This is a genomic window from bacterium Scap17 (genome assembly GCA_013376735.1).
Taxonomy (GTDB): domain Bacteria; phylum Pseudomonadota; class Gammaproteobacteria; order Pseudomonadales; family Halomonadaceae; genus Cobetia.
In genome coordinates this window covers 2,832,835-2,854,326 of the sequence record VINJ01000001.1, presented here as the reverse complement: position 1 = coordinate 2,854,326, position 21,492 = coordinate 2,832,835, and the positions used below count along the sequence as shown (strand labels likewise).

Here is a 21,492-nt window from a genome sequence, read left to right as displayed (position 1 = left end):
ATGTCCCTGACTATCAGCATCATTCTGGCCGTCATCGCGATCATCATCATCGCGGGATTGGCGTTCTATGCCCTCAAGCTGCGCCGCGAGGTCAAGGTGCGTGAGGCGCGTCGCGAGCAAGAGCTCATTCAGGCCCGCGCGAACTGTCTGGAAAGCCTCGAAGCCATCGCACGCGCCATGCAGGCCGGGCAGGTCGACGTGGTGGAAGGCGGTCTGCGCTGCAAGGTACTGATCGAGATTCTCGACACCTCGCTGGCGGAAGATGACGTGCTCTCGGTCTTCGGTGTCCTGCATGGGCGGGTCTCACACCTGCATACCCATTCAGCACGCAAGGAGTTGTCGCCGCGTGAGCGCCTGGCCGAAGACAAGGAGCGCATTGCCGTCGAGGAAGCGCTGGCGGAGCCGCTGCAGCTGGCGGCGAGTCGCGTGCTGAGCAACATGGAGTCCTGGCATCAGCATTACCTGGGGCGCAAGCGTCCCGCTTCGCCAGCAGATCTAGGGCAGGCCGTCTGATGAGTCTTCAAGAGCCAGGCATGAACACGTCACTTTCCTTGCTGCGCACGCCGCTGGCCGAGCTGCGTCACGCGCTGCACCGCTCACCGGAACTCTCCGGACAGGAAGCCGCCACGGCGGCCTGCATCGCCGGCTGGATGCAGGAGGCCGGCGCCGAGGTGGTCAGCGGGCTGGGCGGGCATGGCCTGGCCGCCATCTTCCGCGGCGCCGAACCAGGACCGCGCGTCATGCTGCGCTGTGAGCTGGATGCTCTGCCCATCGATGAGGCGCCGCGCGGCGACTGGTCCTCCTGTCATCCGCATGTCGGTCACCTGTGCGGCCATGACGGCCACATGAGCTGGATGCTGGGCGTGGCGCAGCGCCTGACGGCGTCTCCGGTCGCCAGGGGCGAGGTAGTGTTGCTTTTCCAGCCCGCCGAGGAAACCGGCGAAGGGGCGCGTGCCGTCGTGCGCAGCAAGGCCTTTGCCGCACTCAAGCCGGATTATCTCTACTCGTGTCATAACTTGCCGGGGCGCCCTCTCGGGGAGGTCAGTGTGCGCGACCATGCCTTCACCTGCGCTTCACGTGGCATGATCGTGCGGCTTTCCGGGCTCTGTGCGCATGCGGCCCACCCGGAAAACGGTCGCAGTCCGGCGATGGCCATGTGTCGCATCATGCAAGGCCTGTCGCGTCTGCCGTTGCAATTTGCCGATGAAACCGGACTTGCGATGGTGACTCTGATTCATGCGCGCCTGGGCGAGGTCGCGTTCGGTACCTCACCGGGCGATGCCGAGGTGATGGTCACCCTGCGCACCGAGAGCGATGACATGATGAAGGCGCTGGCGGAAGCGGCCGTGTCACTGGCGCGCAGCGAGGCGGAAGAAGACCGTCTGGGTATCGACGTTGACTGGTGTGACACCTTCGATGCGACCTGGAACTCGCCTGAGGCGAACGACATGATTCGCCGCGTGGCGCGACAGCAAGGGCTTGATTGTGTGGAACTTCCTCAGGCACATCGCTGGTCCGAGGACTTTGGCGTGCTGGCACGAGACTGCCATGCTGCCATGTTCACATTTGGCGCAGGTGAGGAAATGCCGGGGCTTCACCATCCCGATTACGATTTTCCTGATACGCTGTTGGCGCCCGGCGTCGAGATCTTCGAGGGGCTGGTGCGCCAGCACCTTGGAAGAGGGTAAAACAGGGGTTTTACAGCGTCGCCATTCTGATACAGTTAGTGTCAAAGTTTTTCGACGTTGCAAAAAACACTGTTTTCCTTCAACGTATGCCTGAGGATCGGTACCGTTTTCAAGGGAACAGACCCGATCAGAGCTGGAAGGACGCACCTGCATGTGCTTTCTTCATAAAGGAAGATTTGAATAAAATTCCTTTCATCGTAACGAGTTCGGCTCTTATACTGAGTCGAAACGTAACACCCTCGTTACATATTGCGCTGTGTTAAGAAGGAGTCTTACATGAAAAGATCTACGACTGGCCTGGTTCTGGGTTCTGCATTGGTTGTTGGCCTGTCTGGCTGCGCAAGCTCTGCTTCCCAGTCTTCATCTGCTGAGAAGCCCTGGTACAGCCAGCCGTTCGTCTGCGGTCTGGCCGGTGGCCTGATCGGTGGCGGGATTGGTTACGGCGTCTCTGGCGACAGCGACGAAGACACCGGCGCTTCTCTGGGTGCTGTCGGCGGCGCGACCGCTGGCGCACTGCTGTGTGCAGACGATGCACCGAAGTCCATGGACGACGATGGCGACGGCGTGCCGAACGACCGTGACGAATGCCCGGGAACTCCGGCAGGCGTCGCAGTCGATGCGAAAGGCTGCCCGCTGGACACCGACGGTGACGGCGTTGCTGACTACAAGGACCAGTGCCCGGGTACTCCGGCCGGCGTCACTGTTGACGCGAAAGGCTGCCCGCTCGATTCCGACGGTGACGGCGTGCCGGACTACCAGGACCAGTGCCCGAACACCCCGGCCGGCGCCAAGGTCAATGCCTTGGGCTGTGTCGCTGACCTCGTCCTGCGTGACGTGAACTTCGAGTTCGACTCCGCCAAGCTGACTGCCAACGCCGAGAAAGTGCTGAACGGTGTGGCGGCCAAGCTGGTCTCCAACGAGAATGTCCGCGTTCGCGTCGAAGGTCACACTGACTCCGTGGGTTCTGACTCCTACAACAAGCAGCTGTCCCAGAAGCGTGCTGACTCCGTGAAGGCCTACCTGGCTTCCGAAGGTGTTGACACCAACCGTATCCAGACTGTGGGTTACGGTGAAGAGCAGCCGGTCGCCAGCAACGATACCGCTGAAGGCCGTGCCGAAAACCGTCGTGTCGAGCTTGCTGAAGTCAAGTAAGCCGAACGCGGTAAGCTGAATCAGACGGGGCGCCTCAGGGCGCCCCGTCTGCGTTCGTGTCGTGCATGGCTTTCAGTGGCCAAGCGTATCTTTACGACTTTTGAATGGGCTGCTAAGGTCTTGCCTCGTTCATGTTCCCGCGTTATGTGTCCACACCCTGACTGGTCGCTCGATCATCATGGGGCAGTGGGCGGCGCCCCAGGCATTGTAGGCCGGGGTCAGTAGCGTGAGGGGTGTGATCGTCATTGCCCCCATTTCGAGCCGACGCCTCGCGTTCGGCCAAATTCGCTTCACGTGACCCTTGGTAAGGGCCACCACTGAACGCAAGGATTTCTTCATGCCTATCGTTACTCTGCCTGACGGCAGCCAGCGTACCTTCGATACCCCGATTTCCGTGATGCAGCTGGCCGAGTCCATCGGTCCCGGTCTTGCCAAGGCCTGCGTGGCCGGCAAGATCAATGGCGTCGAGGTCGATGCCGCTGACATGATCACCGAAGACGCCAACGTCGCCATTCTCACGGCGCGTGATGCGGAAGGCCTGGACGTGATTCGTCACTCCTGCGCGCACCTGATCGGTCATGCCGTCAAGCAGCTCTACCCGGAGGCCAAGATGGCCATCGGCCCGGTCATTGATGACGGTTTCTATTACGACATCGACTTTGGCCGCTCGGTCACCCCGGAAGATCTCGAGGCCATCGAGAAGCGCATGAAGCAGCTGATCGACAGCGAGTACGATGTGGTGCGTGAATATGTCTCGCGTGACCAGGCCATGGCCGCTTTCGAGAAGCGCGATGAGCCGTACAAGCAGGAGATCATCGAGGGCATCGGCGAAGGCGACACCATCCGTCTTTACCACCACGAAGAATATACCGACATGTGCCGCGGCCCGCACGTGCCGAATACCCGCCACCTCAAGCACTTCCAGCTGCTCAAGCTGGCCGGTGCCTACTGGCGTGGTGATTCCACCAAGCCGATGCTGACTCGCATCTATGGCACCGCCTGGCCGGACAAGAAGCAGCTCAAGGCCTACCTCAAGCGTCTCGAGGAAGCCGAGAAGCGCGATCACCGTAAGCTGGCCAAGAAGCTGGACCTCTTCCATATGCAGGAAGAGGCGCCGGGCATGGTGTTCTGGCATCCGAATGGCTGGACCATGTACCAGGTGCTCGAGCAGTACATGCGCCGTATCCAGCGTGCCAATGGCTACCAGGAGATCAAGACCCCGCAAGTGGTCGATCTTTCGCTGTGGAAGAAATCCGGGCACTGGGGGCATTACAACGAGCTGATGTTCACCACCGAGTCCGAGAAGCGTGAGTACGCGGTCAAGCCGATGAACTGCCCGTGCCACGTCCAGGTCTTCAATCAGGGCCTGAAGAGCTACCGTGACCTGCCGCTGCGTCTGGCCGAGTTCGGCTCCTGCCACCGCAACGAGCCGTCCGGCTCTCTGCATGGGTTGATGCGCGTGCGTGGCTTCACCCAGGACGACGCCCACATCTTCTGTACCGAGGATCAGGTCGAGTCCGAGGCCGAGGACTTCATCCGTCTGACGCTGGAAGTCTACCGTCAGTTCGGCTTCGAAGACGTCGAGCTGAAGCTCTCCACTCGTCCGGAATCCTTCATCGGTGAGCCGGAAGCGTGGGACAAGGCCGAAGCTGGCCTGCAGGCAGCACTGGATGCGACTGGCCTGCCGTGGGAGCTGCAGCCGGGTGAGGGCGCCTTCTATGGACCAAAGATTGAATTCTCTCTGCGAGATTGTCTGAATCGTGTCTGGCAGTGTGGTACTCTACAGCTCGACTTCAATCTGCCTGAGCGTCTCAGTGCCCAGTTTGTCGATGAAAGTGGAGAGCGTCGCATGCCGGTCATGTTGCACCGCGCGATTCTCGGCTCCTTCGAGCGCTTCCTCGGCATCCTGATCGAGCACCACGCAGGCGCGATGCCATTCTGGCTTGCCCCTGAGCAGGTTGTCGTGATGAACATCACGGATTCCCAGGCAGAATATGCCAAGGATCTGGTCTCCCGCCTCGAGAAACATGACATCCGTGTCAAAGCAGACTTGAGGAACGAGAAGATCGGCTTTAAAATCCGTGAGCATACTCTGCAGAAGGTTCCTTACCTCATCGTCGTTGGCGACAAGGAAGTGGAAGCTGATGCAGTAGCTGTCAGAACCCGTTCCGGTGAAGACCTCGGCACCATGAAAGTTTCAGAGTTCATGGAACGCCTGAAGGAAGAGCAGGTCTGACAGTAACGAATTTCAGCCAAACGGAGACGCAACGATCAAGCGGAATAATCAGCGCGGACGCCCCCAGGAAAAGCGGGCTCCCATCAATGACCGTATTCGTGCGGACGAAGTCCGCCTCATCGACGCAGATGGCGAGCAGGTTGGCGTAGTGTCAACCAGAGACGCGCTTGCCAAGGCCGAAGAGGCAGGGCTCGACCTAGTCCAGATTTCCAATGCCGATCCCATCGTCTGCAAGATCATGGATTACGGCAAGTTTCTTTTCGACGAGAAGAAACAGAAGAATCTGCAGAAGAAGAAGCAGAAACAGATCCAGGTCAAGGAAGTCAAATTCCGTCCTGGTACCGATGAAGGCGATTATCAGGTCAAGCTACGCAACCTGACTCGCTTCATCGAAGGCGGAGACAAGGGCAAGGTTACCTTGCGCTTCCGTGGTCGTGAGATGGCGCATCAGGACATCGGCCGCAAGCTGATGGAACGTATCGCCGCAGACCTCGGTGAACTCGTGACCGTCGAGTCCTTCCCGAAGATGGAAGGTCGTCAGATGATCATGATTCTCGCGCCGAAAAAGAAGTGATCCATAGGCAGTAGAACGGACACATCAGGGTCACGCCTGCGGGCGTGGCTCTTTTTGTCGGCCCTGGATTTTCTCAAGAAACCGAGCGGAGTTAATACTCATGCCGAAGATCAAGACCAACCGCGGCGCTGCCAAGCGCTTCAAGAAGACTGCCAACGGCTTCAAGCACAAGCAGTCTTTCCGTAGCCACATCCTGACCAAGAAGTCGACCAAGCGTAAGCGTCAGCTGCGTGGCATGAAGCAGGTTCACGCTGCAGACAAGGCGCTGATCCAGCGCATGCTGCCGAACCTGTAAGCCGTCCTTACCTCGGTCCAACTTTCTTAATATCAGGAGTACGCTATGTCCCGCGTCAAGCGTGGCGTCGTCGCACGTCGCCGTCACAAGAAGATCATGAAGCAGGCCAAGGGTTACTACGGAGCGCGTTCACGCGTCTTCCGCGTAGCCAAGCAGGCTGTCATCAAGGCCGGCCAGTACGCTTACCGTGACCGTCGTGTCCGCAAGCGTCAGTTCCGTGCCCTGTGGATCGCGCGTATCAACGCTGCGGCCCGCATCAATGGCATGTCCTACAGCCGCTTCATCGCTGGTCTGAAGAAGGCCAATATCGAGATCGACCGCAAGGTCCTCGCCGATATCGCGGTTCACGAAAAAGCTGCCTTTGCTGCCATCGTCGAGAAGGCCAAGGCTGCTCAGTAAGTGACCGGATCAGATATCGCCCAGACCCGGCGAGTCGCAAAGCAGGCAAACCGGGTCGTGACTGTCGAATGCTTGCATTGGACAACTCAGGCGGTATCGAGATGACGTGTTACGTCACAGGGGAAGAGCAGCCGCTCTTCCCCTGTTTTTGTTTGGCCTGCCGTCAGAGAACCGGCGGTGGGTCAGCAGTGACATGAACGGGATTGGCCGCGTTGTGGGCCGGTCTCTGGCAAGGGCGCGATCGTCTGTGTGATTCACCGCAGGCGGAGCGCTCTCCCTGCCGACCTTCGGGTCGGCGCGACTTCCATTGGCGGCGGACATTGCCGCGCCAGTGACTCAAGCGATCGGAGCTGAACGGATGGAACATCTTTCCACCCTGGTGGACGAAGCACGCACCGCGATCCAGGCGGCCGAAGACGTCCAGACCCTCGATGAGGTACGGGTACGTTTTCTCGGCAAGAAGGGCGAGATCACCGCACTGCTCAAGGGCCTTGGCAAGCTGTCCCCCGAAGAGCGCCCCAAGGCCGGTGAGACCATCAACGAAGCCAAGCAGCTGCTGAGCGGTGAGCTGGACGCACGTCGCAATACGCTGGAAACGGCAGCGCTCAATGCACGCCTTGCCGCCGAGCGCGTCGATGTGACCCTGCCGGGCCGTGGTGAGCCGGTGGGCGGCCTGCACCCGGTTACCCGCACGCTTGAGCGTATCGAAAGCTTCTTCTCGCACATCGGTTACGGTGTCGCGGAAGGGCCGGAAATCGAAGATGACCATCACAACTTCGAAGCGCTGAACATCCCGTCGCATCACCCGGCGCGCGCGATGCATGACACCTTCTATTTCGATGCCACGCGTCTTCTGCGCACCCACACCTCGCCGGTGCAGGTGCGCAGCATGAAGGCCAGTGAGCCGCCGCTGCGCATCGTTTGTCCGGGCCGCGTCTATCGCTGCGACTCCGATCTGACCCACACCCCGATGTTCCATCAGGTCGAGGGTCTGCTGGTCGACGAGAATGTCAGCTTCGCAGACCTCAAGGGCACCGTCGAAGAGTTCCTGCATGCCTTCTTCGAGCGTGATGACCTGGAAGTCCGCTTCCGTCCGTCCTATTTCCCGTTCACCGAACCGTCCGCTGAAGTCGATATCCAGTGCGTGATGTGTGCCGGTGACGGCTGTCGTGTCTGCTCACACACTGGCTGGCTCGAGGTGATGGGGTGCGGCATGGTGCACCCGGAAGTCTTCCGTCACTCCGGTATCGATAGCGAGCGCTTCCGCGGCTTCGCCTTCGGCATGGGCGTGGAGCGTCTGGCGATGCTGCGTTACGGCGTCAACGACCTGCGGTTGTTCTTCGAGAACGACCTGCGTTTCCTTCGCCAGTTCAGCTAGGCACTCATTCACGTATCGCGCCTTGAGGGCGTGAACTAACGGAACAGGACAGCAAGATGAAATTTTCCGAACAGTGGCTGCGTGAGTGGGTCTCGCCGGAACTGAGCACACAGCAGCTGGCCGATCAGGTCACCATGGCCGGTCTGGAAGTCGATGGTATCGAACCGGTCGCCGGTGAGTTCACCGGCGTGGTCGTGGCCGAGGTCAAGGACAAGCAACCGCACCCGGAGGCCGATCGCCTCAATGTCTGCCAGGTGGATGATGGCAGTGGTGCACTGGTGCAGGTCGTCTGTGGCGCGCCCAATGTCGCCGCTGGCCAGAAGGTGCTCTTCGCTCAGGTCGGCGCGAAGCTGCCGGGCGACTTCAAGATTCGCAAGGCCAAGCTGCGTGGTGTCGAATCCCGCGGCATGATCTGTGGTGCCTCCGAGCTAGGTCTGGAAGCCGAGGCCTCCGATGGCATCATGGTGCTGGCTGCGGACGCGCCGGTGGGCCGTGATGCCCGTGACTTCCTGAATCTTGACGACAACGCCATCGAGGTCGATCTGACCCCGAACCGCGGCGACTGCCTGAGCGTCAAGGGACTGGCACGAGAAGTCGGCGTGCTCAACCGTCTCGCCGTCACGGCGCCGGGCATCGAGCCGGTCGCCGCCCTGATCGATGATACCTTCCCGGTCACCGTCAGCGCGCCAGAGGCATGCCCGCGTTATCTGGGACGTGTCGTGCGTGACGTCAATGTCGCCGCGACCTCGCCGCTGTGGCTCGAGGAGCGTCTGCGTCGCAGTGGCATCCGCAGCATCGACCCCGTCGTCGATGTCACCAACTACGTGCTGCTCGAACTCGGCCAGCCGATGCACGCCTTCGATCTGGCACGCTTGAACGGCGGCATCGAGGTGCGCATGGCAGCCGCTGAAGAGCCGCTGACGCTGCTCGACGGTCAGGAAGTCGCGCTGCGGGACGACACCCTGGTCATCGCCGACGAGAAGGGCCCGCTGGCCATCGCCGGTGTGATGGGTGGCGAAGGTAGTGGCGTGAATGCCGAGACGCGCGACATCTTCTTCGAGTCGGCCTTCTTCGCACCGCTTGCCGTGGCTGGCAAGGCGCGTAGCTACGGCCTGCACACTGACAGCTCGCATCGTTTCGAACGTGGTGTGGACGCGCAGCTGCAGCGTGATGCCATCGAGCGCGCGACGGCTCTGCTGCTCGAGATCACCGGCGGCAAGCCGGGCCCGATCATCGAGGTTGCCAGCGACGCAGCGCTGCCCAAGGCCGCCGTCGTCAGCCTGAGCGGCGCCAGTGTCGAGCGCACGCTGGGCATGGCGCTGCCGGATGACGAGATCGTCGAGATTCTCGAACGTCTGGGCATGCAGGTCGCCGCGAATGGCGATAGCCAATGGCAGGTGACGGTGCCGAGCTGGCGTTTCGATGTCAGCATCGAGGCTGACCTGATCGAGGAGCTGGCGCGCATCCACGGCTACAACAATCTGCCGGTCAGCCGCCCGAACGCGCGTCTGGCGCCGGCCGTGGCCAATGAGACCACCCAGCCGCTGACCAGCCTGCGTCGTCAGCTGGTGGCGCGGGGCTATCAGGAAGCGATCAGCTACAGCTTCGTTGCCCCTGAGCTGCAAAAGACGCTGGACCCGCAAGGGGTGGCACCGGCACTGGCCAACCCGATTTCCAGCGACATGGCGGTGATGCGCAGCTCGCTGCTGCCGGGGCTGGTCAAGGCGCTAAGCCACAACCTCAATCGTCAGCAGTCGCGCGTGCGCCTGTTCGAGACCGGGCTTGTGTTCCGCGGCGAGCTGGACTCCCTCGAGCAGACGCCGATGATCGGCGGTCTGGTCACCGGCGCCCGTCTGCCGGAAGGCTGGAATGGCGGTCGTGATAAGGTCGACTTCTTCGATCTCAAGGGCGATGTCGAGGCACTGCTGGCACTGGGCGGCAATCTGGAAGCCTGGCGCTTCGAAGCCGCCGAGCATCCGGCACTGCACCCGGGCCAGTGCGCTCAGCTGTTCTTCAATGGCGAGCCGGCAGGCTGGATGGGTGCCCTGCACCCGGCGGCGCGCGCCGAGCTTGGCCTGAAGGTCGAGGTCTTCGTGTTCGAGATCACGCTGGCTTCCGCCTGTGCGGGCCGTCTGCCGCGCTTCGCGCCGCTCTCCAGGTATCCGGAAGTGCGTCGTGACCTGGCCTTCGTGGTCGAAGAGGGCATTCACGTGCAGTCGCTGCTCGACGCCATCCGTTCGCAAGCCGGTGAATGGCTGACGGACCTGCGCCTGTTTGACGTCTACCAGGGCCAGGGGGTAGCCGATGGTCACAAGTCGCTCGCCCTGGGCTTGACCTGGCAGCATCCTTCGCGCACGCTGAATGATGAGGAAATCAATCAGTTAGTCGATGCGATCGTCACCGATGGCCACACACGTTTCGGGGCGGCGCTGAGAGCATGAGTCGCCACTTGAACGAGGGAGCGGACATGGGAGCGTTGACCAAGGCGGAACTTGCCGAGCATCTGCACGCAGAACTCGGCATGTCCAAGCGCGAAGCCAAGTCGATGGTAGAGGTGTTCTTCGACGAGATTCGCGGTTGCCTGCGGGAAAATGAACAGGTGAAGCTGTCCGGTTTCGGCAACTTCGATCTACGTGACAAGCGCGAACGTCCGGGGCGCAATCCCAAGACAGGCGAGGAGATTCCGATCTCCGCGCGTCGCGTGGTGACATTCCGCCCAGGTCAGAAGCTCAAGGCCCGAGTGGATGAGTACGATGGCGAGACGCACGCACATCAGCGTCTTGAAGAGCATGATGACCACGATGATCATGATGATGATCACTGAGGTCATTGCCTGACCTCACCCGTCGCTCCCTGAGCGGGTGACCATGCTCACGAAAGCCCCGACGTCTGCGTCGGGGCTTTCGTCGTTCTGAGGTGTCGTCTGTGGTGTGCCATCAGCTGTGCGCCATCGCCCGTGCACATGCACATCAGCCGATCAAGAGCTCGGTACGCGCATAGCGGATGCCGGGGCGGCTGCGGGTCGCCAGCAGGTAGCCGAGGGCGAGTGGTCCGGTGCGACCCAGCAGCATGGTCGCGATGATCAGCAATTGCCCACCGGGCGAGAGCTCTGGCGTCAGGCCGTGGCTCAGGCCGACGGTGCCGAAGGCCGAGACGGTCTCGAAGGCCAGCGACAGGAAGGCGTGGTCCGGGTCGGTGATGGTCAGGCCGAACAGCATGCCAAAGATCAGCAGCATCGCTGCCAGCGCCACGGCGATCGCCTTGAAGACGGTGTCATCGCCGATACGGCGGCCATGCAGGGTGGGAGAGGGTTCGCGGCGCAGGAAGGCACGGGTGGTCAGCAGCAGCACCACGAAGGTGGTCAGCTTGATGCCGCTGGCCGTCGAGCCGCTGCCGCCGCCGATGAACATCAGCGCCATGGCCCACAGGGTCGAGGCTTGCGTCATCTCGGCGGTATCGATGACGCTGAAACCGGCGGTGCGCGGTGTGATGGCCATGAAGGCGGCGGCGAGCAGGCGTTCGCCATGACTGGCCATGGCGCCCAGCGTGCCGGGGTTGCGCCACTCGAGGGCCAATATCACCACCAGGCTAAGCAGATTGAGGGCTACGCTGGCTTCGATCACCAGGCGTGTCTGCACCGAAAAGCGCGAGGGTTGCAGCAGCACGCGCCAGCCATGTTCGCGTCGCCGCTCACGCAGCTCGCCGATGACGGCGAAACCGATGCCACCGGTCATGAACAGGACTCCGATCACGCCGCTGGTCAGGGGATTGGCCGCCTCGCGCATCAGGCTGTCCGGCCACAGGGTGAAGCCGGCATTGTTGAAGGCCGAGACCGAGTGGAAGAGGCTCAGCCAGAGCCCCTCCTGCCAGCCGTACTCGGGCACCCAGTCCATCGCCAGCAAGGAAGCGCCTGCCAGCTCGAGCGTCAGCGCAAAGGCGGTGATGATCTTGAGCAGGCGGCCTATCTCGCGTGAACTGCTGCGATTGAGCGCCTCGCGCAGCAGGCTGGTCTGATGCATCGGCAGGCGCTGGCCCAGCATCACCAGCGACAGGGCGGCAATGGTCATGAAGCCCAGGCCTCCGAGCTGGATCAGTATCAGTACGATGATCTGGCCCGCGAGGGTGAACTCGCTGAGCGGAGTGACGGAGAGGCCGGTGACCGTGACGGCGGATGTCGCGGTGAACAGTGCCGACAGCCAGCTCAAGCCTTCCTGATGCATGCCGGGCAGTTTCAGCAGACAGGCGCCGAGCATGCCGAGGCCCAGAAAGCCGCCCAACAGGATTTCCGGCGGCGATAGGTGGATGATCGGGCCGCGTGGGCTGCGGGTCAGTGGGCGGAGGTAGCGTCGATAGCGCTGCCTCACAGGTGAGACCCCAGCTTGCGCAGCGCGCTCAGCTCGCCGATCAACACCAAGTGGTCACCGGCAGAAAGTCGTGTGCTGGCGGAGGGTTGACGATCGAGCGTCCTGCCCTTGCGCACCGCGATCACGCTGATGTCACCATCGATGGGCAGCTGATCGAGTCGCTGACAGTCATCGCCCAGTCGTGCGCTGACCTCCAGTTCGACCACGAACTGGTGATCGCCGAGATGGATGAAGTCGACCATGGCATGGTAGGCGAGGCTTTCCGCCACGCGTACGCCGAGATCGTATTCCGGATGCACGATGTGATCGACACCCAGACGACTGAGCAGCTTGTGATGGGCATCCGAGGTGGCCTTGACCCATAGCTCCTTCGCGCCGAGCTCCTTGGCCAGCAGTGCGCAGATCAGACTCTGCTCCATCGAGTCGCTTAGGTCGATCAAGACGGCGTCGTACTGCTCCAGCCCCAGCTCCTGCAAGGCGTGTTCATCGGTAGGGTCGGCGATCACCGCCTGATTGAGCAGGTCTGCCACGGCATTGAGACGCTTCTCATCGGCGTCCACGCCGAGCACTTCATGGTCATGGCGCCTGAGTTCCCGCGCGACGGTGCTGCCGAAATAGCCCAGTCCGATAACCGCGAATTGACGATGCATGACGACTCCTTGTCTGCGCTGCCAGGTGAGGTCAGCTGCTCTTTGTCCAGACGCTTTCTAGCCAGGCACTCTCAGGCCCAGCGCTCTCAGGCCGGCGTCTCTTGAATGAGCCTACTCCAGTGATGCGGTGATGTCGGGTCCTTTTGCGGCGTCGTGCCTCTCAGGGGGGGGGGCTTGCCAGCCCTGGGTGGCCAATATCGTTTCAAATGTTACCAATTTGGAGTATCTAATGTAGAGTGATTGCCGTCGTGTGGTGATGGCGTTTTTGCAGAGGAATTCTGAGGGAATCGTGGTGATTTTCGATGGGAATCGCGGACGAACACGCTTCATATCAGTAAAATGGACTGTGTGAGCACCCAAGACGGCCAGGCGTTGCGTCGATCACCACTGGCTCACAACAATAACTTGTAAGGTATTCCATGACGGCAAGACAGCAACCCAAGAATCTCTGGATCAGTCGCTGGGGCTTCATCCTTGCAGCTACCGGTTCCGCAGTAGGGCTGGGCAATATCTGGAAGTTTCCCTATATCACCGGTGAGTATGGCGGGGGTGCCTTTGTGCTGGTGTATCTGGCCTGCATTCTCGCCGTGGGCGTACCCGTGATGATGGCGGAGATTTCCTTCGGGCGGCGGGGGCGCGGCAGCCCCATCGAGGCGATTGCCAATCTGGCACGTGAAGCGGGGGCCAGTCCGTTGTGGAAGGTCTTCGGTTGGATCGCGATGCTGGCCGGCTTCATGATCCTGTCGTTCTATGTCGTGGTCGCGGGGTGGTCGTTCAGCTACCTGTGGAAGATGGCCAGTGGTGCGCTGTCCGGACACAGCGTCGCGGAGCTGGGTGCCATCTTCGAGGCCGGCAACGCCAATCCCTGGGCACTGGGCGGCTGGGCCACGCTGGTGACGGTGGTGACGATGCTGATCGTCGGGCGCGGGGTGCAGGAAGGCGTCGAGAAGAGTGTGCGCTGGATGATGCCGGGCATGGTGATCATGCTGCTGATCATGATCGGCTACGCCCTGACCTCGGGCAACTTCTCGGCAGGCTTCCACTTCCTGTTCGATTTCGATGTCACGCGCTTGAGCAGCGAAGGGGTGCTGGCCGCGCTGGGACATGCCTTCTTTACCCTGTCACTGGCCTCCGGCGCCATCCTCACCTACGGCTCCTACCTGCCGTCGGGCACCTCCATCGCCCGTACCACCTTCACGGTGGCGATCGCCGATACCCTGGTGGCACTGATGGCGGGCCTGGCGATCTTTCCGATCATCTTCGCCAATGGCATGAACCCGTCCTCCGGGCCGGGGCTGATCTTCATGAGCCTGCCGGTGGCCTTCAATCAGATGCCCTTCGGGCAGCTGTTCGGGGTGCTGTTCTTCGCCATGCTCTCGATCGCCGCCCTGACCTCCGCCATCTCGATGATCGAGGCGACCGTCGCCTGGCTGAGCGAGAGCCGCAACATGAGCCGCACCAAGGCCTCGTGGCTGGCTGGCAGCGTGCTGTGGCTGGTGGCGATGTTCGCGATGCTGTCGTTCAATCTCGGCGCGGACTGGACGCTGGCCGGCAAGCACTTCTTCGACTGGCTCGATTACCTGACCTCGCGCTGGATGATGCCGATCGGTGGCATCGCCATGGCGCTGCTGGCCGGGTTCGTCTTCAAGAGCAGCATGCTGCGTGATGAGCTGAATCTGAGTGATGCCGGCTATCGTCTGTGGCTGTTCATGATTCGCTATGTCAGCCCGGTCTGCATCCTGGCGATCTTCATCGATGCCCTGGGTGTCGTAGAGCTGTCATTCGGCGACTGGCCGTATTTCGTGGCCGTCATCCTGGCAGCCTGTCTCGTGGGCGAACTGCTCTCGCCGCGCCTGCGCGAGCGTGCCACCGAATAGGGCTGATGTGATCGATGGCGTCAGCTCGAAAGCGCCAGCCCGGAAGCCATGAAAGCGGCATGAAAAAGCCCCCTGCAGCATGCTGCAGGGGGCTTTTCGTTCTGGTGTCTGTGGGCTATCTGCTGGTATCTGTGTGCCAGCTGGCGCCGTCACTCGCCTTCCAGACCGGTGATCGGCTTGACCGTGCCCCAGTGGCGGCACTTCGGACATTGCCAGAGCAGCATCGAGGCTTCGAAGCCGCAACGATGACAGCGATGGCGAGGACGCGCCTGGATCAGCTGCTGGGTATGGCGCTTGAGCAGATTGAAACGCTCGGTCTCGCGCTCGTCGGCATCCAGCAGGTAGAGATCGAGCAGGTAGTCGACGCCACGCAGGCTGGGGTGACGATGCAGCTGCTCGCTGGCGAAGCTGGCAGCGGCCTCAACACCCTCGCGGCGCTCGATCAATTGCGCAAGGCTGATGACCGTCGTGGTGTAGGGCGCGCGCTCGACTTCCTGATGTAGCAGGCGCACCAGGCCGCTCTCGTCATCCAGCATGCGAAAGGCGTTGCCCAGTGGCTCGAGGATGATGGGGGTGAAGCCGGTGTCCTGACGTGGAATGCGCTGCAGCAGGCGGATGCACTGTTTGTAGTTGGCATGATCGAATTCGATCTCGGCCAGCATCCAGTTGGCGCGTACGCATTTCTCGTCAGTGGAAAGCGCCTGCTTTAGCCGCTTGCGGGCCATCGCCTGGCTGCCTTCGGCGATATCCAGCGCGGCCAGTTCGCAGTGCCAATGGGCCGCCGCGCGGCGGATGCCGCCTTCCTGACGCAGAATGGCGTGAGCGACTTCGAGTGCGGCCTCCCACTCGCGCTCCCGCTCGAGGAGGTCGATCAACAGGCGGCGGCCGGCACGCCGATGACTGTCGTGCTGTGCTTGCTTGAGGAGGGTTTCCAGCAGTTTCTCGGCGCGGTCATAGACACCGCTGCGCATGAAGTCGCGGGCCAGTTCCAGCTGGACACGCTCACTCTGTTCGCTATCCAGGGCAGGGCGGGCCAGCAGGTTCTGGTGAATCTTGACGGCACGATCGACTTCGCCGCGACTGCGATAGAGATTGCCCAGCGCGATGTGGGTATCGACGGTGTCGCTGTTGACTTCCAGGGCCTGAACGAAGGTTTCGATGGCACGATCAGGCTGCTCGTTGAGCAGATGATTGAGGCCGACGAAGTAGTCGCGGGACAGGGTGGCAGGAGCCGGTGCTTGTTCATCGGGGCGACGATCACGCCGCCCCAGCCAGAATCCGATGGCGATGGCCGCCATCAGCAATCCCAGCAATATCAGATCAGGCATTTATGCCACTTCCTTGATCTCCTGGATGCGCAGTTGGTCCAGTTCCTTGCGTTGCTGCTGGTTGCGACGCTGGGCACGGGTCAACAGCGTGCGCAGGCGCAGGTACATGCCGGTCATCGCGACCATGCCAAGCACGACGCCGACGGCCAGCGAGAACAGCAGCCACATGGAAAGGGACGCAGCAGGCAGCTCTACCCAGATGAGGTCGAGAGGCACGGCTTGCTGGTTGTGAACGGCAAACAGAATACCGACCAGCAGGACGATCAGCAGGATCACGGCCAGAACGAGACCTTTTAGCCAACGCATAACGGTTTCCTTGTCATGAAATGCAGTCGTGAATCATCTGGGAGCGAGTGTATCACTGCCCATCGCGCGAGTCTTGGCGGCGACGCCGTGAGGTGGGTGGCTGTCGTCTCTGGCATCAGGGCTTGAGCGGGTTTCGGCCGGCACTGAACCCGCCAGCCCCGTCACGCCGGGTATTCATCTACGGTCAGCGCTGTCAGTCAGTCGCATCGTCATCATCACTGTGGTCAATACCCCAAGGCGCGACTGGCATCGACCTGCTCGCGCAGCTCCTTGCCGGGCTTGAAGTGGGGGACGAACTTGCCATCCAGATCCACAGGCTCGCCGGTCTTGGGATTGCGCCCCAGTCGTGGCTCACGGTAGTGCAGCGAGAAGCTGCCGAAACCGCGAATCTCGACGCGACCGCCGTGGGCTAGGGCGTCTGTCACATCATCGAGGATGATGCGAACCGCGGCCTCTACATCCTTGAGCGACAACTCAGGCTGTCGCATGGCTATCTGTTCGATCAGCTCGGACTTGGTCATCGGATCTCTCCATGCCTGCACCTTTCTCGTGAAAGGCGTTCGTGATGCGTCAGCCGGGCGACCTCTTGTCACCGGACAGGCACACGCATCCTTGTGATTGTTATCTCCTCAGCATAATGGGCAAATCCTGAGAAAACAACGCACTAGGGACATCATTGCCGATCACGGCACGGATTGCCAATTCCTGCCCGAGCAACGGGTCAACGGATGCCGCTGACGCCCCCCTCGGGTATACTGCGCGCATTGATGTGACGACTGAGGTTCAGGCAATGGAAGATGTGATTCGCAAGCGGCTGCATTGGCATTCGCGTCGCGGCATGTGGGAGCTCGATCTGCTGCTGCTGCCGTTTCTGGAGCAGCGTTTCGACGCCTTGAGCGAAGATGACAAGGCGCTCTATGTGCAGCTGCTGGCCGAAGAGGATCAGGATCTCTTCGTGTGGCTGATGAAGCGCGACCCGTGCGGTAATGCCGAATACCAGCGCCTGATCAACATGGTGATCGCCAATGCCGAGAATGGCGAGCGCGATCAGTTCAAGGGCCTCTAGGCAGGCGTTCGCGACCCACGCCAGCCTGCGTGTCGGGCTGTTGGCGGCGAGTCTCGCCTTGTGGGTCTGGCTTGCCGAGCTGGCGACTGGCCAGTTCATTGTCAGTACCTGGTGGACCTGTCAGTGGCAATATCTTCGCAATGCCCTGCCTCTCGAGGCGGGGCATTGTGCGTTTGAGGGGCTCGCTCAGCTGCCAGATGGCATCATGGCGCTGCTGGCCGTGATGGGGCTGGGCTGGCTGTTGCAGGCTGGCGAGCTGGTGGCGTGGTGGCGCCAGGCTCGGCGGCGTCTCAAGGACCCCGAGGCGCGAGTCTGGCTGGCCCTGGGGGGCAGCCTCTGCGCCGATGCGACGCTTGCCAGCGGTGGCCAGGCGCCAGTGCCGGAGCACGAGGCTGAAGCCAAGTCCGAAGCAGAAAGCGAAGCCGAGACCGGAGCCAGTGACACCCCGCCTGTCTCAGATGCGCGCCGTCGTCACCCGGAGATGCAGCTCTGCTGGTGGTGGGCCGATGGCGCCTCACGCAGCTGGCAGCCCGTCAATGTGCGCTGTCTATGGTGCTCACCGCGCCTGATCGGGCTCGAGATCTCGCCGCAGGGTGTTGGGCCACCGGGGATGGGGGCCCAGGGTTTGAGGCCGCCGGGGTTGAGTCAGCCGGGCTTGAGACAGCAGGGCGCGGACCAGCAGCCCCTGAAAACCCAGCGGGTATGGCTGTGGCCGGATAGTGCTTCCAGCGAAGACCTTCACCAGCTGCGCCTGTGGCTGCTGTGGCCACCCTTGCCACATGGCTTGCCGCGTCAGCCGCCGCCATTGGAGACCCTGCGGCGCGTCGCAGCCCAAGGGGCTCATCCACGCTGAGCCTGCTCATGGGCCTTTTCATGGTCCTTCGCATGAGCCGCTCAGGTCGCGGCCGCAAAGGCCGAGAGGCGTATGACGCTATCGCGGGCGCGCGACGCCGGCATCGGGAAGTCGCGAATGAAGTGCAGGCCGCGTGACTCATGACGTTGATGGGCGCTGAGCAGCAGCAGCGGTGCCAGCGTCAAGGCCTGATAGAGCGCAAGATGATCGAGCCCTGCCCGCGGCGCTGAAGCTTGCCTGTGCTGCTCGCTCTCCGCCGCCTGTCCCGTCTCAAGCGATACCCACTGTGTTATCTGCTCCAACGCCTCCCTCAGGCCGTGCTGGCTGCGCTCGATTCCCGCTTGCAGACTCATCAGCTGGCGCAAGCTGTGCAGGCGCGTGCGTGCCTCGTCCGCGCTCAAACGCATCACGCAGCGCCAGACCTGACCATTGTCGGCAAGCTGTGTGAGCAGGGCGGCGTGTTGCGGCATCAGCGAGTCGAGCGTGCTCGTCAGGCGTGGCTCGTCGGCGCGGTGGAGTTGCCCAAGTGCTTCACCACAGGCGCGCGCCTGCACCAGGCATTCGAGCAGCGAGTTGCTGGCCATGCGATTGGCGCCGTGCAGGCCCGTGCAGGCGACTTCGCCGATGGCCCAGAGCCCCGGCAGGTCGCTTTCGCCATCCAGCCCGGTGGCGATGCCGCCGCAGCTGTAGTGGGCGGCAGGGACGACGGGTATCGGAGCATGACGAATATCGATCCCGCGCGCCAGGCAGTGCTCGGCGATGGTCGGGAAATGGTGCTCGATCGCCTCGGCGCCCAGCGCGCTGATGTCCAGACAGACATGCTCGAGACCGTGCGTGCGCATCTCGGTGAGGATGGCGCGTGCCACGACATCACGCGGCGCCAGCTCCAGGCGCGGATCATGATCGGCCATGAAGCGATGCCCATCCGGGCGCAGCAGCAGCCCCCCTTCGCCCCGCACCGCCTCGGAGATCAAAAAGGGCGTGCCATCGGGATCATACAGGCAGGTGGGATGAAACTGCTGGAACTCCAGGTTCATCAGGCTGGCGCCGGCGCGGGTCGCCATCGCCATGCCGTCACCGACACTGGCGCTCGGGCTGGTGGCGTGGGCGAACAGCCCGCTGGCGCCGCCGGTGGCCAGTACCAGGTCATTGGCCGCCAGCCATTGGCGCTGGCCCGTGCCGTCCATCACCCACAGACCACTGGCGCGGCCAGCGTTGACCGCGATGTCGACGGCCAGCAGGTCTTCGAGAATCTCGATGTTCGGGTGAGCTTCGACGTGGGCGCTGAGCGTATCGAGCAGCGCTCGCCCGGTGGCGTCGGCGGCGTGGATGATGCGGCGGCGGCCATGCCCCCCTTCGCGGGTAAGGTGGAAGGGGTAGCTGGCGTCGGCGTCGGCCGGGGTGAAGGGCACGCCGAGCGCGATCAGCCATTCGATGGCCTCCCGCGAGTGGCCGACGGTGAAGCGCACCGCGCGCTCGTTGCACAGGCCATCGCCGGCAATCAGGGTGTCAGCGACATGGGACTCCACATCGTCCTCGGGCGCCAGCACCGCCGCGATACCGCCCTGCGCCCAGCGGCTGGCGCCCTGTGCCTCACGCGCTGGACGCAACAGCGTGACGCGGCGGGTGCGCGGGCCGGGCAGCAGGCGATTGGCGAGGCTGAGTGCCAGGGTCAAACCTGCCGCGCCGCCACCGACGATCAACACGTCATGCTGGCTTGCGGGAGTCACTCCGGATACTGAGTTCATGTGTCTTTCCTGGCAGTCTCATTGCCGGCCGAGTCCGGCTGGCGCCTGTCGCGGCGGTCTGGCTCATCGCTGACGGTGTCATCACAGCTGTTGTCATTACTCGCCGTCGCTTTGCTGGCTGGCACCTTGCTGGCCGGCGCCTTGCTGGCCGGCGCCTTGCTGGCCGGAGTGTGCTGCCTGCCAGCGCTGTTCTCGCGCCTGGTGGGGGCTGCCGTATCCCCCGGCGTCGGGTCTTCCGGCAGGAACAGGCGGCGTGCATCACTGATCAGGCCATGGCCCGGCAGTCGGCGTTGCAGGCGTTGGCTCGGCAGCCGTTCCAGCAGCGACAGACGCTTGCCCAGTGCCTCGGTCAGCCGGGCCAGCTCGCGATTGAGCCACAGATAGCCCGATGGGCTGAACAGCGCGCGGCCCTTGCGGCTCTCGACATTGCGGACATCGGCATAGCGTTGCAGGTCGAAGGGCGTCACCGTCAGTTCGATGCTCTGGCCGGTGCGCACCTGGAAAGCCAGGGTCCCCAGGGCGCGGGCCAGACGATGCTGGGCATCGCGCAGACCATCCAGTCCCTCGATGAATTCATGCCCCTCGCGGGTGTTCCAGTGGGTTTCCTGCAGCAGCTCGATGGTCGAGATCATGCGGCGCTCGAAGGACAGGATTTCCTCGATGTCGGCACGATTGATGCGGCCTTCCTGAGCGACGGCATCGACCAGCCCGCGCTGCTTGACCAATTGTGCCGAGGTGGCACGCACCAGCGCGAGTGCCTCACTGACACCCTCACGCTCGGCCTTGGTATGGCCGTGGTAGAGGCGTGCCAGCTTGTCGAGGTTGTCGGCCAGCAGGAAGCGGAAGACATCCGTCGCCTTCTGGGGCAGCAGCACCATGCTGACCACGATGCTGATCATGGTACCCAGCACCACATTGAAGACACGCCACAGCCCGATGCCAATATCATGATTGCCATCACCGATCACCATCAGCAGCGTGACGCAGAACAACAGCGAGCTGTAGCCATAGCGATTGCTGAAGGTGGCATTCAGCGCCAGGGCGATGCCGGCGATGCTCCAGAAGGGCACCACGCCCGGCAGCGGCTCGGCGACCAGAATCAGGATCAGGCCCCACAGGCCGCCAAGCAGAGTGCCGACCAGACGTTGCCAGCCCTTGTCGATGACACCGCCGACGTGGGGCAGGTTGCCCATGACCATCACGGTGCTGACCAATGCCCAGGAACTGTGCGGCAGGCCGAACAGTTCGATGATGGAAAAGCACAGCGTCAGGGCGACGGTCACACGCAGGATATGCAGGCGCTGGCGGTGCAGGTAGGTGAAGTAAGGGTTGTGCGAGAACCATTTCATGACGCGATTTCCCCTCCGACAGGCACGAGGAAGTGAGGGATGGTGCACACCGCACACAGGGCGGGTTTCAGCAGCGAAGAGGTGGACATCAGGTTCGCGGTCATTCCGTCGACAGGATTCATGAGGCGTGGTCAAGGAGCCATGGCCATGGTAGAGGCGCCGCACAGTGTAACCGAGGCCTCGTCTTGCGTAACAGCGGATTGGTGAGTCGCCATCTTGCAAGCGTGCA

At 62.4% G+C, this 21,492-nt stretch carries 20 protein-coding genes; 13 read left to right on the top strand and 7 right to left on the bottom strand.

Features of this window, described 5'->3' with window-relative positions; translation table 11 throughout:
* From FLM52_12090 to ihfA, 10 genes are all read left to right on the top strand, one after another.
* Entirely contained in the window at positions 1 to 513 is a 513-nt protein-coding gene (locus FLM52_12090) for a DUF2489 domain-containing protein (GenBank protein ID NVN56521.1), read from the top strand.
* A 20-nt stretch (positions 514 to 533) separates the two neighbouring features.
* The gene (locus FLM52_12085) at positions 534 to 1,688 is read left to right on the top strand and encodes an amidohydrolase (GenBank protein ID NVN56520.1); all 1,155 of its coding nucleotides are present in this window, start codon (positions 534 to 536) and stop codon (positions 1,686 to 1,688) included.
* Between the two features lie 276 nt (positions 1,689 to 1,964).
* Complete coding sequence (locus FLM52_12080) at positions 1,965 to 2,840, top strand: OmpA family protein (protein ID NVN56519.1); 876 nt, start codon at positions 1,965 to 1,967, stop codon at positions 2,838 to 2,840.
* A 337-nt stretch (positions 2,841 to 3,177) separates the two neighbouring features.
* The gene (gene thrS, locus FLM52_12075; protein NVN56518.1) at positions 3,178 to 5,076 is read left to right on the top strand and encodes a threonine--tRNA ligase; all 1,899 of its coding nucleotides are present in this window, start codon (positions 3,178 to 3,180) and stop codon (positions 5,074 to 5,076) included.
* Positions 5,077 to 5,110: 34 nt separating this feature from the next.
* Positions 5,111 to 5,650 (top strand): translation initiation factor IF-3, encoded by a 540-nt coding sequence (gene infC / locus FLM52_12070; protein NVN56517.1) that lies wholly within the window; start codon positions 5,111 to 5,113, stop codon positions 5,648 to 5,650.
* Positions 5,651 to 5,750: 100 nt separating this feature from the next.
* On the top strand, positions 5,751 to 5,945 hold the full coding sequence (gene rpmI / locus FLM52_12065; protein NVN56516.1) for a 50S ribosomal protein L35: 195 nt from the start codon (positions 5,751 to 5,753) through the stop codon (positions 5,943 to 5,945).
* A 45-nt stretch (positions 5,946 to 5,990) separates the two neighbouring features.
* Positions 5,991 to 6,344, top strand: a complete 354-nt coding sequence (gene rplT, locus FLM52_12060; protein NVN56515.1) for a 50S ribosomal protein L20 — start codon at positions 5,991 to 5,993, stop codon at positions 6,342 to 6,344.
* Positions 6,345 to 6,702: 358 nt separating this feature from the next.
* Entirely contained in the window at positions 6,703 to 7,722 is a 1,020-nt protein-coding gene (pheS, locus tag FLM52_12055) for a phenylalanine--tRNA ligase subunit alpha (protein NVN56514.1), read from the top strand.
* A 56-nt stretch (positions 7,723 to 7,778) separates the two neighbouring features.
* Complete coding sequence (gene pheT / locus FLM52_12050; protein NVN56513.1) at positions 7,779 to 10,163, top strand: phenylalanine--tRNA ligase subunit beta; 2,385 nt, start codon at positions 7,779 to 7,781, stop codon at positions 10,161 to 10,163.
* A 26-nt stretch (positions 10,164 to 10,189) separates the two neighbouring features.
* The gene (ihfA, locus tag FLM52_12045; protein NVN56512.1) at positions 10,190 to 10,546 is read left to right on the top strand and encodes an integration host factor subunit alpha; all 357 of its coding nucleotides are present in this window, start codon (positions 10,190 to 10,192) and stop codon (positions 10,544 to 10,546) included.
* 145 nt (positions 10,547 to 10,691) lie between these two features.
* Here ihfA and FLM52_12040 read toward each other — a convergent pair whose 3' ends face one another.
* Both FLM52_12040 and FLM52_12035 read right to left on the bottom strand, forming a co-directional pair.
* Positions 10,692 to 12,086: a Ktr system potassium transporter B gene (locus FLM52_12040; protein NVN56511.1), complete on the bottom strand. Its 1,395-nt coding sequence runs from the start codon at positions 12,084 to 12,086 to the stop codon at positions 10,692 to 10,694.
* The gene (locus FLM52_12035; GenBank protein NVN56510.1) at positions 12,083 to 12,736 is read right to left on the bottom strand and encodes a TrkA family potassium uptake protein; all 654 of its coding nucleotides are present in this window, start codon (positions 12,734 to 12,736) and stop codon (positions 12,083 to 12,085) included. Before FLM52_12035 ends, FLM52_12040 begins: the two co-directional genes overlap by 4 nt.
* Before the next feature lie 419 nt (positions 12,737 to 13,155).
* Here FLM52_12035 and FLM52_12030 point away from each other — a divergent pair, with 419 nt between their 5' ends.
* Entirely contained in the window at positions 13,156 to 14,613 is a 1,458-nt protein-coding gene (locus tag FLM52_12030) for a sodium-dependent transporter (GenBank protein NVN56509.1), read from the top strand.
* A 149-nt stretch (positions 14,614 to 14,762) separates the two neighbouring features.
* Here FLM52_12030 and lapB read toward each other — a convergent pair whose 3' ends face one another.
* The 3 genes from lapB to FLM52_12015 form a co-directional block, all read right to left on the bottom strand.
* Positions 14,763 to 15,941 (bottom strand): lipopolysaccharide assembly protein LapB, encoded by a 1,179-nt coding sequence (gene lapB / locus FLM52_12025; protein NVN56508.1) that lies wholly within the window; start codon positions 15,939 to 15,941, stop codon positions 14,763 to 14,765.
* A complete protein-coding gene (locus FLM52_12020) occupies positions 15,942 to 16,247 on the bottom strand; it encodes a LapA family protein (protein NVN56507.1) in 306 nt (101 codons plus the stop codon).
* Positions 16,248 to 16,471: 224 nt separating this feature from the next.
* Positions 16,472 to 16,768 (bottom strand): integration host factor subunit beta, encoded by a 297-nt coding sequence (locus FLM52_12015; GenBank protein NVN56506.1) that lies wholly within the window; start codon positions 16,766 to 16,768, stop codon positions 16,472 to 16,474.
* A gap of 269 nt (positions 16,769 to 17,037) precedes the next feature.
* On the opposite strand from FLM52_12015, the gene FLM52_12010 reads away from it, so the two are divergent.
* Together FLM52_12010 and FLM52_12005 are read left to right on the top strand one after the other, a co-directional pair.
* Positions 17,038 to 17,313 carry a succinate dehydrogenase assembly factor 2 gene (locus FLM52_12010; protein ID NVN56505.1) on the top strand — a complete coding sequence of 92 codons (276 nt, stop codon included), beginning with the start codon at positions 17,038 to 17,040 and terminating at the stop codon, positions 17,311 to 17,313.
* Between the two features lie 58 nt (positions 17,314 to 17,371).
* Positions 17,372 to 18,166, top strand: a complete 795-nt coding sequence (locus FLM52_12005; GenBank protein ID NVN56504.1) for a hypothetical protein — start codon at positions 17,372 to 17,374, stop codon at positions 18,164 to 18,166.
* A 41-nt stretch (positions 18,167 to 18,207) separates the two neighbouring features.
* Here FLM52_12005 and nadB read toward each other — a convergent pair whose 3' ends face one another.
* Both nadB and FLM52_11995 read right to left on the bottom strand, forming a co-directional pair.
* On the bottom strand, positions 18,208 to 19,914 hold the full coding sequence (gene nadB / locus FLM52_12000; protein NVN56503.1) for an L-aspartate oxidase: 1,707 nt from the start codon (positions 19,912 to 19,914) through the stop codon (positions 18,208 to 18,210).
* Positions 19,911 to 21,263, bottom strand: coding sequence for an FUSC family protein (locus FLM52_11995; GenBank protein NVN56502.1), 1,353 nt, complete (start codon positions 21,261 to 21,263; stop codon positions 19,911 to 19,913). The genes nadB and FLM52_11995 overlap by 4 nt, the downstream gene beginning before the upstream one ends.
* Positions 21,264 to 21,492: the final 229 nt, after the last annotated feature.